General features: G+C 64.3%; 11 protein-coding genes and 1 tRNA gene. 9 read left to right on the top strand and 3 right to left on the bottom strand.

Annotation, left to right across the window (positions count from 1 at the left end; genetic code table 11):
* Nucleotides 1-104 precede the first annotated feature (104 nt).
* From IE191_RS18400 to IE191_RS18385, 4 genes are all read left to right on the top strand, one after another.
* On the top strand, nt 105-1,451 hold the full coding sequence (locus IE191_RS18400; protein WP_308432945.1) for a Ppx/GppA phosphatase family protein: 1,347 nt from the start codon (nt 105-107) through the stop codon (nt 1,449-1,451).
* Complete coding sequence (locus tag IE191_RS18395; RefSeq protein ID WP_191325841.1) at nt 1,448-2,128, top strand: RlmE family RNA methyltransferase; 681 nt, start codon at nt 1,448-1,450, stop codon at nt 2,126-2,128. Before IE191_RS18400 ends, IE191_RS18395 begins: the two co-directional genes overlap by 4 nt.
* A gap of 122 nt (nt 2,129-2,250) precedes the next feature.
* Nucleotides 2,251-2,324 (top strand) — tRNA-Cys (locus tag IE191_RS18390).
* Nucleotides 2,325-2,488: 164 nt separating this feature from the next.
* The gene (locus IE191_RS18385) at nt 2,489-3,739 is read left to right on the top strand and encodes a tyrosine-type recombinase/integrase (protein WP_191325840.1); all 1,251 of its coding nucleotides are present in this window, start codon (nt 2,489-2,491) and stop codon (nt 3,737-3,739) included.
* Here IE191_RS18385 and IE191_RS18380 read toward each other — a convergent pair.
* The 3 genes from IE191_RS18380 to IE191_RS18370 all read right to left on the bottom strand — a co-directional run bounded on the left by IE191_RS18380 (nt 3,734) and on the right by IE191_RS18370 (nt 5,794).
* On the bottom strand, nt 3,734-3,997 hold the full coding sequence (locus tag IE191_RS18380; RefSeq protein WP_308432944.1) for a helix-turn-helix domain-containing protein: 264 nt from the start codon (nt 3,995-3,997) through the stop codon (nt 3,734-3,736). The genes IE191_RS18385 and IE191_RS18380 overlap by 6 nt on opposite strands.
* Nucleotides 3,994-4,302: a hypothetical protein gene (locus tag IE191_RS18375; RefSeq protein WP_191325839.1), complete on the bottom strand. Its 309-nt coding sequence runs from the start codon at nt 4,300-4,302 to the stop codon at nt 3,994-3,996. The genes IE191_RS18380 and IE191_RS18375 overlap by 4 nt, the downstream gene beginning before the upstream one ends.
* A 496-nt stretch (nt 4,303-4,798) precedes the next feature.
* Nucleotides 4,799-5,794 (bottom strand): GlxA family transcriptional regulator, encoded by a 996-nt coding sequence (locus tag IE191_RS18370; protein ID WP_229815625.1) that lies wholly within the window; start codon nt 5,792-5,794, stop codon nt 4,799-4,801.
* Between the two features lie 74 nt (nt 5,795-5,868).
* On the opposite strand from IE191_RS18370, the gene IE191_RS18365 reads away from it, so the two are divergent.
* The 5 genes from IE191_RS18365 to IE191_RS18345 all read left to right on the top strand — a co-directional run bounded on the left by IE191_RS18365 (nt 5,869) and on the right by IE191_RS18345 (nt 12,217).
* Complete coding sequence (locus tag IE191_RS18365) at nt 5,869-6,669, top strand: SDR family NAD(P)-dependent oxidoreductase (protein ID WP_191325838.1); 801 nt, start codon at nt 5,869-5,871, stop codon at nt 6,667-6,669.
* 42 nt (nt 6,670-6,711) lie between these two features.
* Entirely contained in the window at nt 6,712-7,476 is a 765-nt protein-coding gene (locus IE191_RS18360) for an SDR family oxidoreductase (RefSeq protein WP_191325837.1), read from the top strand.
* A gap of 42 nt (nt 7,477-7,518) precedes the next feature.
* Entirely contained in the window at nt 7,519-8,046 is a 528-nt protein-coding gene (locus tag IE191_RS18355; RefSeq protein WP_191325836.1) for a carboxymuconolactone decarboxylase family protein, read from the top strand.
* A 593-nt stretch (nt 8,047-8,639) separates the two neighbouring features.
* Entirely contained in the window at nt 8,640-11,159 is a 2,520-nt protein-coding gene (locus tag IE191_RS18350; RefSeq protein ID WP_191325835.1) for a DegT/DnrJ/EryC1/StrS family aminotransferase, read from the top strand.
* On the top strand, nt 11,156-12,217 hold the full coding sequence (locus IE191_RS18345; protein ID WP_191325834.1) for a glycosyltransferase family 2 protein: 1,062 nt from the start codon (nt 11,156-11,158) through the stop codon (nt 12,215-12,217). The genes IE191_RS18350 and IE191_RS18345 overlap by 4 nt, the downstream gene beginning before the upstream one ends.
* Nucleotides 12,218-12,532 lie beyond the last annotated feature (315 nt).

Here is a 12,532-nt window from a genome sequence, read left to right as displayed (position 1 = left end):
ATAAGCGAATGTGTATCATGGCGGAATCCACTCCGCCGGCCAGGGGGCGAGGGCCGCGATCCGGCGGAAGGAACAGGCAGCGAGGGCCGCGCAAGGCCGCACCCGTGCCCGATGCCGCCGGACAGCCGCCCACCGCCTCGCCGGCCGGCCACACCACGGCGAAGGGCGCTGCACCAGCCAAGGGCAAAGCGCGTGCCAAGGGGCGCAACCGATCGGCGGCGCGCAAGGGCAAGGGGGCACCTGCCATTGCCAGTGCGTCATCGTCGCGCGTTGCCGCGCCGCCGGCGCAACCCCTTGTCGACAGCGCCGCCGACCCCATCGCCAAGACCGATGCGCTGATCGCGCCCGAAGCGATCTTTGCCGCCAACGGCACTGCCGGGCTTGGCCTGCCGGGCGCGCGTGCGTGGCAAAAGCCGGTGCCGTTCCACCGCCAGGCCTATGCCGCCATCGACCTTGGCACCAACAATTGCCGCCTGCTGATCGCGCGGCCGGCGGGCGCCCATTTCGTGGTGATCGATGCGTTCAGCCGCGTGGTGCGGCTGGGCGAGGGGCTGGCGCAATCGGGCCGCCTGTCTGACGCGGCGATGGATCGCGCGCTGGCCGCGTTGCATGTCTGCGCGGAAAAGCTGCGCAAGCGCAACGTCCACCTTGCGCGCTCGGTGGCGACCGAAGCGTGCCGCCGCGCCAGCAACGGCGCCGAGTTCATTGAGCGGGTGCATCGCGAAACCGGCATCCGGCTGAACATCATCACCGCCCAGGAAGAGGCGCGGCTGGCCGTGCTGGGCTGCCATATCCTGCTCGAGCATGGCGACGGGCCGGCGATGATCTTCGACATCGGCGGGGGATCGACCGAGATGGTGCTGGTCGATCCGGCCGATCCGGTGCCGCGCATCCTCGATTGGCAAAGCGTGCCCTGGGGCGTGGTCTCCCTGACCGAAGGCGTCGGTCCGATTGCCGACAGTCCGCAGGCGCGCGCGGCCGCCTATGCCGAGATGCGTGCGCGCGTGGCCGAAGGCTTTGCGCCGTTCATCGAGCGGATCGCGCCAACCCGTGCCCGTGCCCTGGCCGAAGGGGCGATCCGCCTGCTCGGCACCAGCGGCACGGTGACCACGCTGGCCAGCCTGCACCTGGGCCTGCCGCAATATGATCGTCGCGCGGTGGACGGCCTGATCGTGCCGACGGAAGCGATGCGCGCGATCAGCCAGCGCCTGGCGCACCTGTCCCCGGCCGAGCGCATTGCCGTGCCCTGCATCGGGCGCGAGCGGTCCGACCTGGTGGTGGCCGGCTGCGCCATCCTGGAAACCATTTTCGATATCTGGCCGGCCGATCGGCTGGGCATTGCCGACCGCGGCATTCGCGAAGGCATCCTGCGCTCGCTCATGGCCACCGGCGGCGATGCCGTGCGTAGCCGTGAAGCCTTGCGCCAACTCAACAGCGGAGCACCCCAATGAGCCGTTCCGGCAAAGATCCGCACGAGCGGCTCAAGACCGCCAAGAAGCGTACCGCATCTTCGGCGCGCTGGCTTTCGCGCCAGATCAACGATCCTTATGTGAAGCAGGCCAAGGCCGAAGGCTGGCGCAGCCGTGCCGCGTTCAAGCTGATCGAACTCGACGAGCGCTTTGCCCTGCTCAAGGGCCGCCAGCGCGTGGTCGACCTCGGCATCGCGCCGGGCGGCTGGAGCCAGGTGGTGCGCAAGAAATCCCCGTCCGCGCGCGTGGTGGGGATCGATCTGCTGCCGACCGAACCGATCGAGGGCGTGACCATCTTCGAGATGGACTTCATGGCCGACGAAGCCCCCGCCGCGCTGGAAGGCGCGCTCGACGGGCAGCCCGACCTGGTGCTGTCCGACATGGCGGCCAACACCGTGGGACACAAGCAGACCGACCATTTGCGCACCATGGGCCTGGTGGAAACGGCGGTGGACTTTGCCATCAACACCCTGGCCCCGGGCGGTGCCTTCGTCGCCAAGGTCTTTGCTGGCGGCACTGATGGCGATCTGCTGACCATCCTCAAGCGCAATTTCACCAGCGTGAAACATGCCAAGCCGCCAGCGAGCCGCAAGGATTCCTCGGAATGGTACGTGATCGCCCAGGGCTTCAAGGGCCGCGCACCGCAAACCGAACCATAAGACTGATTTTCCGTTCCGGGAATAATCCCCGGCGCGGGCAAAGAATCCCGTTGCGATGCGCGTCACTCTCGGCTAACCGCCCCTCTCCCACCCGTGGCCCGGATCGGCGCCACGCGACGAGAGGCCCGATGGCGGAGTGGTGACGCACCGGACTGCAAATCCGTTTACGCCGGTTCGATTCCGGCTCGGGCCTCCATTTCTCCGTTTGAAGACATCCGGTAGCGTCCACCAAACGGCTGTTTTCCGACACTTTTTCTGGTATGTTTGCCCGCATCAGTTCGGACGGTTCCACCAGCATCCCGGCACAATGATGGTACAGGTGATGGATCGGACCCCGAGCATGAATGCGGAGGTCCATCAATGTCGGACGGTGCGAAACGCAAGACGGGCCTGACCGCAAACGCGGTGAAGCACGCCAGACCCCGAGAGAAGGATTACAAGCTGTCGGATCGCGACGGCCTGTACCTGCTCGTGAAAACCACCGGCATTCGATACTGGCGGATGAACTACCGCTTCGGCGGACAGCAACGGACGTTGTCGTTTGGGCGCTGGCCGGAGATTCTGCTCGGCGATGCACGCGATCTGCTACTCGAAGCGCGCCGCAAGCTCGCAAAGGGGCTTGATCCGCTTGAACAGGCCAAGCTGGACAAGATCGCCAAATCGATCGCTGCTACCAACACGTTTCAGGTCGTGGCAGAGGAATGGCTTGAGAAGATAGAGAAGGAGGGCCTTGCCGCCATAACGCTCAAGAAGGCCCGCTGGCTGCTAGCGCAAACCTACCCGGCATTGGGCAAACGTCCGATCTCCGAAATCACCGCCCACGAATTGCTGCTCGTCCTCAAGAAAATCGAAGCCTCGAAGCGGTACGACACCGCCAACCGGATCCGCAGCACGTGCAGTCAGGTGTTCCGCTATGCCATTGCAACGGCCCGCGCTGAACGGGACATCTGCTCTGACCTGCGCGGCGCGCTCATCACCCCGCGCACCACTCACCGCGCCGCGATCACGACTCCAACGGAAGCTGGCGGACTGCTTCGCGCGGTCGAGGACTACGACGGCAACGACCTGACCCGGATCGCGCTGCGCCTGCTGCCCCACCTGTTCGTCCGCCCTGGCGAGCTGCGCTGGGCGGAATGGAGCGAGTTCGATTTCGACAAGGCAGTCTGGACGATCCCCGACCACAAGATGAAAATGCGCCGCCCTCACGCCGTGCCGCTTTCACGGCAGGCCTTGGCGATCATCGGTGAAATCGAACACGACGCCAGCTACAGCGCCTTCCTGTTTCCGTCGTTACGCGCTCTTGACCGCCCGATGTCAGACAACACGATCAACGCCGCATTACGTCGGCTGGGTTTCAGCAAGGATCAGATGACCGGTCACGGCTTTCGCGCCATGGCCGCCACCTTGCTCAATGAGATGGGCATCTGGAACCCCGATGCCATCGAGCGCCAACTTGCCCACGCGGACGGCAACTCGATCCGCCGCGCTTACGCCCGTGGGCAGTACTGGGAGGAGCGCGTCCGCATGATGCAGCACTGGTCCGACTACATCGATCAGCTGCGCGACGGCGCGACCATCCTGCGCCCCAAGTTCGGCCACAGCGCATCATAACAGCCCTTGCCTCGCGCGCTCGATCAGAGCGTGCAGGCTGGCTACCGGGACCAGAGTGCACCGCCCGATTTTGACCGTCTCCAGGTCACCTGAAGCGATCAGTTCATAGAGCTTGGATCGCCGGATGCCGGTCAACCGAATGGCATCCGCGATCCGGACGGAGATTGGCTCGAGCGCGGCTTCCGTCACAGCGGGCTTGGCGAAAGGCAGCGCAAGCTGCTCGCCATCGCGCAACATTGATCCTGTGCGCCGGATCATTGGCCCTGCTCCGGATCGGCCGGTGTTACCTTGCGCCGGTGGGCTTCATGCACCCGGCCGCGAAGGGACTTGTCCGGATGTTCGAGAAGCAGGCCATCGAGCGCCACGGCAATGAACGTCAACTGCCGCTTGATATGCTCGACATTCCTGCGGCCTTCCTCCCGGAACTCCTGGCCCTGAAACAGATCGGTGACGATGGCGCCGATCCACTGGCTGCGGCTCTGCTTGGCACGGGTGGCCTCATCCTGAAACCAGGCAGCAACATGCTTGGGCAGGTAGGTTTGGATGGAAACATTGCGTGTCATGCTGGGCTCCATGGTAGTGGAGCCTGGAACACACTGCGAAAGGCAAGTAAGTTCTACTAATGTTCCATCTAGGCGTCAAGAGACTGGCGATTGCCGGAAGCCCGATATTTCCTCGACCAGTTGATTTGCCACAGAAAGCTGGATGCACGGTAAGTCAGATTCGACTGAGAAGCTGCCATGTTGAAAAACTGGAATATTATGACATTATTTCATAGTTTTAGCCGCTGCGATTTGTCGCGTACGGTGTGTATTGAACTGTAACCAACTTTGGGGCCGGGGCCAGCCTATGCAGTCCCTTTTCGCACACGGCATCTGCGCTTTTGTATCGTTGGAGGCGAAAGCATCGGTGGAGATTGAACCGACTGAAGTCGACCAGAGCCGGTCGTCGTGCGACGAACACCGGAATGGCAGTTCGCTCCCAAAGCGGTCTAAAATCCGGTCGGCGCCAGTGCAACTGACGTGCACTGATTGTTGGCGGCCTCTACAGATTTTGCACCTAAGGCGCCTTGGCCAGCCTGCGCAGGGCCTGTGGTGGCTGTCCATACTGCCGCATGAACGCCTCACGCATACGGCGAATGTCGACGAAGCCCGCCTCGCGCGCGATACTGTCCATCGGGTGGCGCGTTTCCTCGATCAGCAAGCGCGCGGCTTCCAGTCGCATCTGCTCGACTGCTTTGGCCGGGGTCTGGCCGGTTTCGGCGCGGAAGGCACGGGCGAACTGGCGCGGTGAAAGAGCGGCGACCTCGGCCAGCTCCTCAACTGTCAACGGATTGGCAAGATGGGCCTTGGCAAAGATCACCGCCTTCTGGATGCGGTCGCTGCTGGGGGCGAGTTCGAGCAGTTCGGAGTGCTGTGACTGCCCACCGGCTCGGCGATGATGCATGACAAGGCGGCGGGCAATCGCACCTGCCGCGTCGCGACCAAGATCTTTCTCGATCAGCGCGACGGCAAGATCCAGCCCCGCCGTCAGTCCTGCCGAGGTCCACACCGCGCCTTCGTTGATGAAGATGCGATCATCCTCGATGCGGACGTTCGGGAAATCCTCGCGCATCTGGCGAGCGTAGGACCAGTGTGTTGTCGCGCGGCGGCCATCTAGCAAGCCCATTTGTCCGAGCAGGAAGGCGCCAGTGCATAGCCCTGCCACACGGCGAGATTCCCTTGCAATGATACGCAGCGTGTCGAGTGTTGCTTCGTCTTGTCGTGGCGGCGGCGTGAGCCCGGCAAGCAACAGCAGGGTGTCTACCTGACCGACTTCGGCCAGCGGTACTGTGGGGACGGCAAAGCCGCTGGAAGAGGTGACCGGGCCGCCTTCCACCGAAGCGATCGACAGCGTGTAGTAGGCCTCCCCCTCGACCGCATTAGCCAGTTCGAACGCCGCCTGCACGCCGAGTGCAAGGAACTGGAAACCGGGGGAGAGCACCATGGAAACGTGGGGCATATAGCCTCCCGAGGTAATGACTGAAAAACGTAGTTTATACGTCATATCGGACATGGCGATTCGCGTCCATAAGGTTTGTGTCGAGAGCGAGGGCGCTCTCACTGACACACACACAGGGACGCCTACCCATGACCAACAATTCCAAAGGAACCGCTCTGATCACCGGCGCATCGACCGGCATCGGCGCCATCTATGCCGACCGTCTTGCCGCCCGTGGCTACGACCTGATCCTCGTGGCCCGCAACAAGGATAAGCTGCAGGCACTGGCCGCGCAGATCTCGGACAAGACCGGCCGCACGGTCGAAGTGCTGGCGGCCGACCTGGGCGATGCCGCTGACCTCGCCCGCGTGGAAAAGGTGTTGCGCGAGGATGCCAGCGTGACCGCGCTGGTCAACAATGCCGGTATCGGCACGCACACGACGCTGCTGGAAAGCGACATCGAAAAGATGACAGCGATGGTGCAACTGAACGTCACCGCGCTGATGCGCCTGACCTATGCCGCAGTGCCGGGCTTTGTGGCGCGCAGCGGCGGCACGGTGATCAACATCGCCTCGATTGTCGCGGTCGCCCCCGAACTGCTCAACGGCGTCTATGGCGGCACCAAGGCTTTCGTGCAGGCCTTCACCACCTCGCTGAACCACGAACTGGCCGACAAGGGTATCCGCGCTCAGGCCGTGCTGCCCGGCGCCACCCGCACCGACTTCTGGGCATTGGGCGGCCTGCCGATAGAACACCTGCCGAGCGAGATCGTGATGGATGCCGAGGATATGGTCGATGCCGCGCTAGCCGGCCTTGACCAGGGCGAGACCGCCACGATCCCGGCGTTGCGCGATATCGAACTGTGGAACGCCTTCGAGACTGCCCGCACCGCGCTCGGTCCGCAGCTTTCTTCCACCCGCTCAGCCCCGCGCTTCCACGTTGCGGCCTGATCCCTCCTTCCCATCCCTCTCCAGATCAAAGGACAATTCGACATGAAACTCACCGGCAACACCATCTTCATCACTGGCGGCACCAGCGGCATCGGCCGTGGCCTTGCCGAGGCGCTGCACAAGATGGGCAATCAGGTGATCATCTCCGGACGCCGCACCGCACTGCTTGACGAGGTGACTGCGGCCAACCCCGGCATGGCCTCGATCCAGCTCGACGTAACCAGCCTCGAAAGCATCCAGAACGCGGCGAGCGAATTGACCCAGCGCTTCCCCGATCTCAACGTCGTGTTCAACAACGCAGGCTTCATGCCGTTTGATGACGTAAGCGGGCCGGTGAACGACAATCTGGCGCAGGAACTGATCACCACCAATTTGCTCGGCCCGATCCGGGTAACCTCCGCCCTGATCGAGCACCTCAAGACCAAGGCGGAAGCCACCGTGCTCTACACCAGCAGCGTTCTGGCCTATGTGCCAATCGCCAGCAATGCGATCTATTCCGCCACCAAGGCCGCGCTGCATTCCTACGCCCTGTCGCAGCGGTTCCAGCTGCGCGGCACCGGGGTGCGGGTGCAGGAAATCGCACCGCCATGGGTCGATACCGACCTGATCTACAAGAGCGGCGATCCGCGCGCGATGCCTCTGCCCGATTTTATCGAGCAGACGCTGGTGGCGCTGGCTACCGATGCACCCGAGGTGATCCTCGATGGCATCAAGGCGATGCGCGACAATCCGGGTGCCAATGAACACGCCCTGTTCGAGGCCTTTAACCAGAGCCTTGTCGACAATCCGATCCCGACTGGCGCCTGAATTCCCCCCCGATCAATTTCTTGAAATACGAAAGGAAAGACCATGTCTCGTATCACCATCCCCGAAACCGCCGCTGCCCCGGAAGGATCACAGGCCACGCTGGGCGCGATCAACGGCAAGCTGGGTCGGGTGCCCAACTTCTTCCGCGTCCTGTCCAACAGCCCGGCAGTGATCAATGCCCACGCAGCGTTGAACCAAGGGCTTGGCAAGGCACTTGATCTCAAGACCCGCGAGCGCATTGCCCTTGCCGTGGCGGCGGTGAACGGCTGTGAATACTGCGATGCGGCGCACAGCTACACCGGCACGACTTTCGCCAAGCTGAGCAAAGAGGAAGTGGAACTTGCCCGCCAAGGCACCTCGGCCGATCCGGACGCTGCAGCAGTTACAGCCTTTGCCCGCAAGGTGGCCGAGGCTCGGGGCAAGGTTTCGGCGGACGACATCGCAGCCATCCGCCAGGCTGGCTTCAGCGAAGGTCAGATCGTTGAGATTGTGGCCGTTGTCGCCGAAAACTTCTTCACCAACCTGATCAACAATGTTGCTGGCACTGAAGTGGATTTTCCGGCGATCTAGGTCAGCGCTCTCAATGCTGACAAATCCGGCAGCCTTGTGCGGTTCGAGACCGCACAAGGCTGCGGCTTATGGAAGGACGGCTAACGGCAACGCCGGTCGTTGATCAGATCTTCCACGAACAACCGCTTTGTCCCAATCAAAGTCCGCCCAGGCGCGAGGTGATTCGGCGAAGGGGAAGCATTCTCGATCCCGGCTTTGGGAATTGAACCCATTTTGAATTTGATGGTGATGGACCGATTGATGGATTGCTTCTCGTGAAGGTCAATAATATTGTATCTAAACAATATATTAGATTAAGAATTGGATTCCGGCTCGGCCATTTTCCTCTCGGAAAACGGCGAAGAATGGCTGATTTTAGCCATTTCTTGCTGTTGTAATCGGCACGACGGTCCGGACTGACCTGACCGCATGCATGACCTTTGATGGTCCCGATGATCGACTCCTTTCCGGCAATGCCAGGAGGATTGGGCGCAGCCCGTCGCATCGCACTGTTCCGCACGGGGACAGGCTGAAATCTAACAGATTGCTAACGGCATGTTAGGGATGGCAAGGCAGACAGGCGCGCGTTGCTTGTTGCCAGGAATGCCCTGCCCATGCCGTCGATACCGCTTATTGCGCCCAATCCGCCGCGTTTCAGCGACCTGGCTGCCGAATTGGCGGAGATCGAGGCGCGCGGGATTTTCAGCAATGGCGGACCGGCCGTGCGCGCGTTCGAGGCGGAGGCGGTGGCGCGGCTGTTTGGCGGGCAGGGGGACTGCCTGGCCGTGGCCAACGCCACGCTTGGCCTGATCCTTGCCATTCGCCACGCGGCGGGGCGACGCCTGCGCCCAGGTGCGCTCGCGCTGGTGCCGGCCTTCACCTTTGCCGCCACGGCACAGGCGGCGGCCTGGGCCGGGCTCACGCCACTGATCCATGATGTCGATCCCCACACCTGGGCATCGGACCCGTTGATCGAAGAGCAATTGCTGGCGCGCCATGGCGACCGGATCGCCGCGATCGTGCCTTATGCTGCGTTCGGGCGCAGTCTGGACCTGGAGCGCTATGCCTGGCTGGCACGGCGCCATGGCGTGGCCGTGGTGATCGATGCGGCGGCCTCGCTTGGCAGCTGTGACGAACGTGGGCTCAATTTCGGGGCCGGTGCGCCGTTTGCCGTGGTCTATTCGATGCACGCGACCAAGACCTTTGCCACGGCCGAAGGGGGGCTGGTGTACAGCGGGGACAAGGATCTGATCGCCGCGTTGCGACAGATGGGTAATTTCGGGTTCGGCAGCGCGCGGGCGGCGGAAGTGCCTGGGATGAATGCCAAGCTGAGCGAAGTGGGCGGCGTTCTGGCCATGGCCAAGCTTGGCCAACTCGATGTGGTCTGCGACCATCGCGCCACGCTGGCGCAAGCCTACCGCGCGGCGCTGCCCCGGCTTGGAGCCGGCTTTGCGGAGCAGGCGCCGATGGCGAAGGGCCGCCAGGCGTTACAGTTCTGGTCGATGCTGCTGCCCCCTGCGCTGGCGGCGCACCGGGCAGACCTGATCGCGGCGCTGGCCGCCAAGGGTATCGGCAGCGGCCACTATTTCGCCCCGCACCTGGGCATGCAGCCTTGGTTCCAGGCCAACGCCCTGATCGAACCGGTGCCGGTGAGTGACAACCTGGCGGCGCGTGTTCTCTCGCTGCCGATCACCGACGGAATGACCGTGGCCGACGTGGAAACCGTGGTGGACCATCTGGTCGACGCGCTGGCGCTGCTCGCGCCTGACGGGGCTGTCGCTGCACCGGCGGTTCTTGCCTGTTCGGTGCACGAAACCGTCCTGATCGGCGGCGGCCCCGCCGGGACCGCGATGTTGACAGCGGCGAGCAAGCAGAACCGCCTCGCGGCGCTGACCGAAGGGCTGGCCGTGGTGGAGCAGGGCGCCGCGCTGGGGCGGGGTGAACTGGGGGGGTATGCCATCCGCTCGGACAGCACGGCCGAGACGTTCCTCAGCGCGGTGCAGGACAACGTCCATCCCGAACTCGCCGCCCTGGTCGATCATCCCGCAGGCATCGCCATGGCGCAACATATCGGCGCCCTGGGTGCGCCGCTGGTCGATGCCGGCGATCTGCTGGCCGTGACCGGAGACCGCCTGCGCGACGTGGCGCGGGCGCATGGGGCCAGCATCTTGACCGGCCACACGGCGCTGCACGCGCGGCGCGAAAGCGACGGACGCTGGCGCACCACCGTGCGCGATGGGGCGGGGCAGACCCGCGAACTGCTGTCGCGCAACATCGTGCTGGCCACCGGAGGCTATCAGTGCCAGCAGGCGGTACAGGCGGCAAAGCTTGCCGGCGGCGCGCTGGGCGACTTGGCCGGGGATCGGCTGGTGCTGTCAGACTCGTTCCTGCGCCTGGGCGGGCTCGACGCGCTGTGCAAGCGGTTGACGGATGTGCGCAGCCCGCGGATTGCCATCGTGGGCGGCTCGACCAGCGCGCTTGCTTCGGCGGTGCTGCTGCTCAAGGCCGATCCGGCGCTGGCCCTTGGCGCCGGCGCGATCACTCTGCTGCATCGCCGTCCGCTGCGGCCGTTCTACCCGTCGCGCGAGGCGGCCCTGGCCGAGGGCTTTACCGATTTCAGCGATGCCGACATCTGCCCGGTCAGCGGCTTTGTCTATCGGCTCGCTGGTTTCCGACTGGAGGCGCGCGAACTGGTGCTGCGCATGCTGGCTGTCGGCGGCCGCGTGCCCGAACCGCGCCTGGCCCTGTTCCAGCTCGACCAGCACGGCGATGCCGAGGCGCGGGCCGTGCTTGATGCGGCCGATGTGGTGATCGGCGCAACCGGCTATCGCCCGCGCGCCTTGCCGCTGCTTGATGCGCAGGGCGCGCAGATCGTGCTGGCCAGCGACGCACCGGAACCCGGCGAGCTGGTTGATCGGCACTGCCGCTTGCGCGACGCGGCGGGGCAAGTGGTGCCGGGCGCCTATGGCATCGGTCTTGCCGCCGGCTTCGTGCCCTGGGGCGCGCTCGGGGGCGAGCCGAGTTTTCGGGGCAATGCCAATGGCCTGTGGCTGTGGCAGAACAACGTGGGGCAGATGATCGTCGATGCCGTGCTGCCCGCTGAACCCGGCGCGATACGGCAGGCAGTGGCATGAGTTCGGCGCCGCTGATCAGCGTGGTGATGGCGGCATATAATGGCGGCGTGCTGATCGAGGAGACGATTGCCAGCGTGCTGGCGCAGACGCTGGGCGATTTCGAACTGGTGGTGGTGGACGACTGCTCCACCGACGATACGCTCGACCGGCTGCACCAGGCGCAGGATCCCCGCGTGCGGGTCATGGCCGCGCCGCGCAACGGCGGCCCGGTGGTGGCACGCAACATGGCGTTTGCGGCGGCGCGGGGGCGCTACATCGTCGGGCTGGATCAGGACGACCTGTGCCATCCCACCCGCTTTGCCGCGCAGCATGCCTATCTGGAAGCCCACCCCTCCGTGGTTCTTGTCGCTTCGGCTGTCGATCTGTTGCGCGGCAGCCAGCGGTGTGCGCCGCCGCCGCCGGTGCAGACCACGCCGGCGCTGATCGCGTGGCGCCTGCAACTGGGCAATCCGCTGGTGTGGTCCTCCGTGATGTTCCGCGCCGACGCCGCGCGTCGCCTCGAAGTGTTCGAGCGCGAGGACCGGCTCTATGCCGAGGACTTCGATCTCTACCATCGCCTGGCCCGCTTCGGGCAGATCGCCCGGATCGACGCGCCGCTGGCCAGCTATCGCATTCATTCCGGCGGTGCGTCCCAGCGCTATACCGCGCGCATGGAACAAAGCGCGGCGGCGGTTCTGGCCGAGCCTTATGCGGCTCTGTTTGGTGAGGATGCGGCGGACGCGGCTTCACTGGTGCTGCATCATTTCAGCGGCGGCGCGCCGGTGTGCGATAGTGCCACGCTGCGGCGCGTGAGCGAACTGGTCGATGTCGTGCATCGCCATTTCGTGACGACGCAACAGCCGGATGTCGACGACCTTGCGCGGATCATGGCGGAATATGGCCGGCTTTGGTGGCGGCTGGGCGATGCCTGTGTCCGGTCGGGCACGCTGACCCTCGGGCAAGTGCTCGCCGCCTGTCCTGCGGGCCTGGCGCGGGACTCGTCTTCGCGGGTACGCTTGGCCACGTCGCGACTCATTGGCGGGGGCCGCGCGCTGGCGTCGCGACTCAAGAAAGCCTGATTTTCGGCCGGGTGACCCGATGCGAGTCGCTGCGGAACACTCGCTAAAGCGGCAAAATGCAGAAAAATTGGCGGCTAAAACGCCGATTTTATCGGGCTTTTTGAGTGCAATGGGCTGCTTGTGGAAAAATGGTCGTTGACGGTTGTGGGAGTGGTCCATATATGCCGCTTCACCGACGCGGTGAGGCCGGTTTTTCCGGTTGCTTGGTTGTCTCCGAGTGGTTGCGTTGGTCGCCAGATAGGTCGGACGGCTTGGGTTTCCGGTGAGAACCGGGGATGGAAGGTTGTCCGGGTTTTGCTGTCTGGATTGGTCTTT

This window comes from Novosphingobium pokkalii, assembly GCF_014652855.1.
In the GTDB taxonomy this organism is placed as follows: domain Bacteria; phylum Pseudomonadota; class Alphaproteobacteria; order Sphingomonadales; family Sphingomonadaceae; genus Novosphingobium; species Novosphingobium pokkalii.
This window is presented reverse-complemented; position numbering and strand designations above follow the sequence as displayed.

Excerpts from the sequence above, each read along its gene's own strand:
- IE191_RS18395 (WP_191325841.1), top strand. The coding sequence starts at position 1,448 with ATGAGCCGTTCCGGCAAAGATCCGCACGAGCGGCTCAAGACCGCCAAG.
- IE191_RS18385 (WP_191325840.1), top strand. The coding sequence starts at position 2,489 with ATGTCGGACGGTGCGAAACGCAAGACGGGCCTGACCGCAAACGCGGTG.
- IE191_RS18380 (WP_308432944.1), bottom strand. The coding sequence starts at position 3,997 with ATGATCCGGCGCACAGGATCAATGTTGCGCGATGGCGAGCAGCTTGCG.
- IE191_RS18375 (WP_191325839.1), bottom strand. The coding sequence starts at position 4,302 with ATGACACGCAATGTTTCCATCCAAACCTACCTGCCCAAGCATGTTGCT.
- IE191_RS18370 (WP_229815625.1), bottom strand. The coding sequence starts at position 5,794 with ATGTCCGATATGACGTATAAACTACGTTTTTCAGTCATTACCTCGGGA.
- IE191_RS18365 (WP_191325838.1), top strand. The coding sequence starts at position 5,869 with ATGACCAACAATTCCAAAGGAACCGCTCTGATCACCGGCGCATCGACC.
- IE191_RS18360 (WP_191325837.1), top strand. The coding sequence starts at position 6,712 with ATGAAACTCACCGGCAACACCATCTTCATCACTGGCGGCACCAGCGGC.
- IE191_RS18355 (WP_191325836.1), top strand. The coding sequence starts at position 7,519 with ATGTCTCGTATCACCATCCCCGAAACCGCCGCTGCCCCGGAAGGATCA.
- IE191_RS18350 (WP_191325835.1), top strand. The coding sequence starts at position 8,640 with ATGCCGTCGATACCGCTTATTGCGCCCAATCCGCCGCGTTTCAGCGAC.
- IE191_RS18345 (WP_191325834.1), top strand. The coding sequence starts at position 11,156 with ATGAGTTCGGCGCCGCTGATCAGCGTGGTGATGGCGGCATATAATGGC.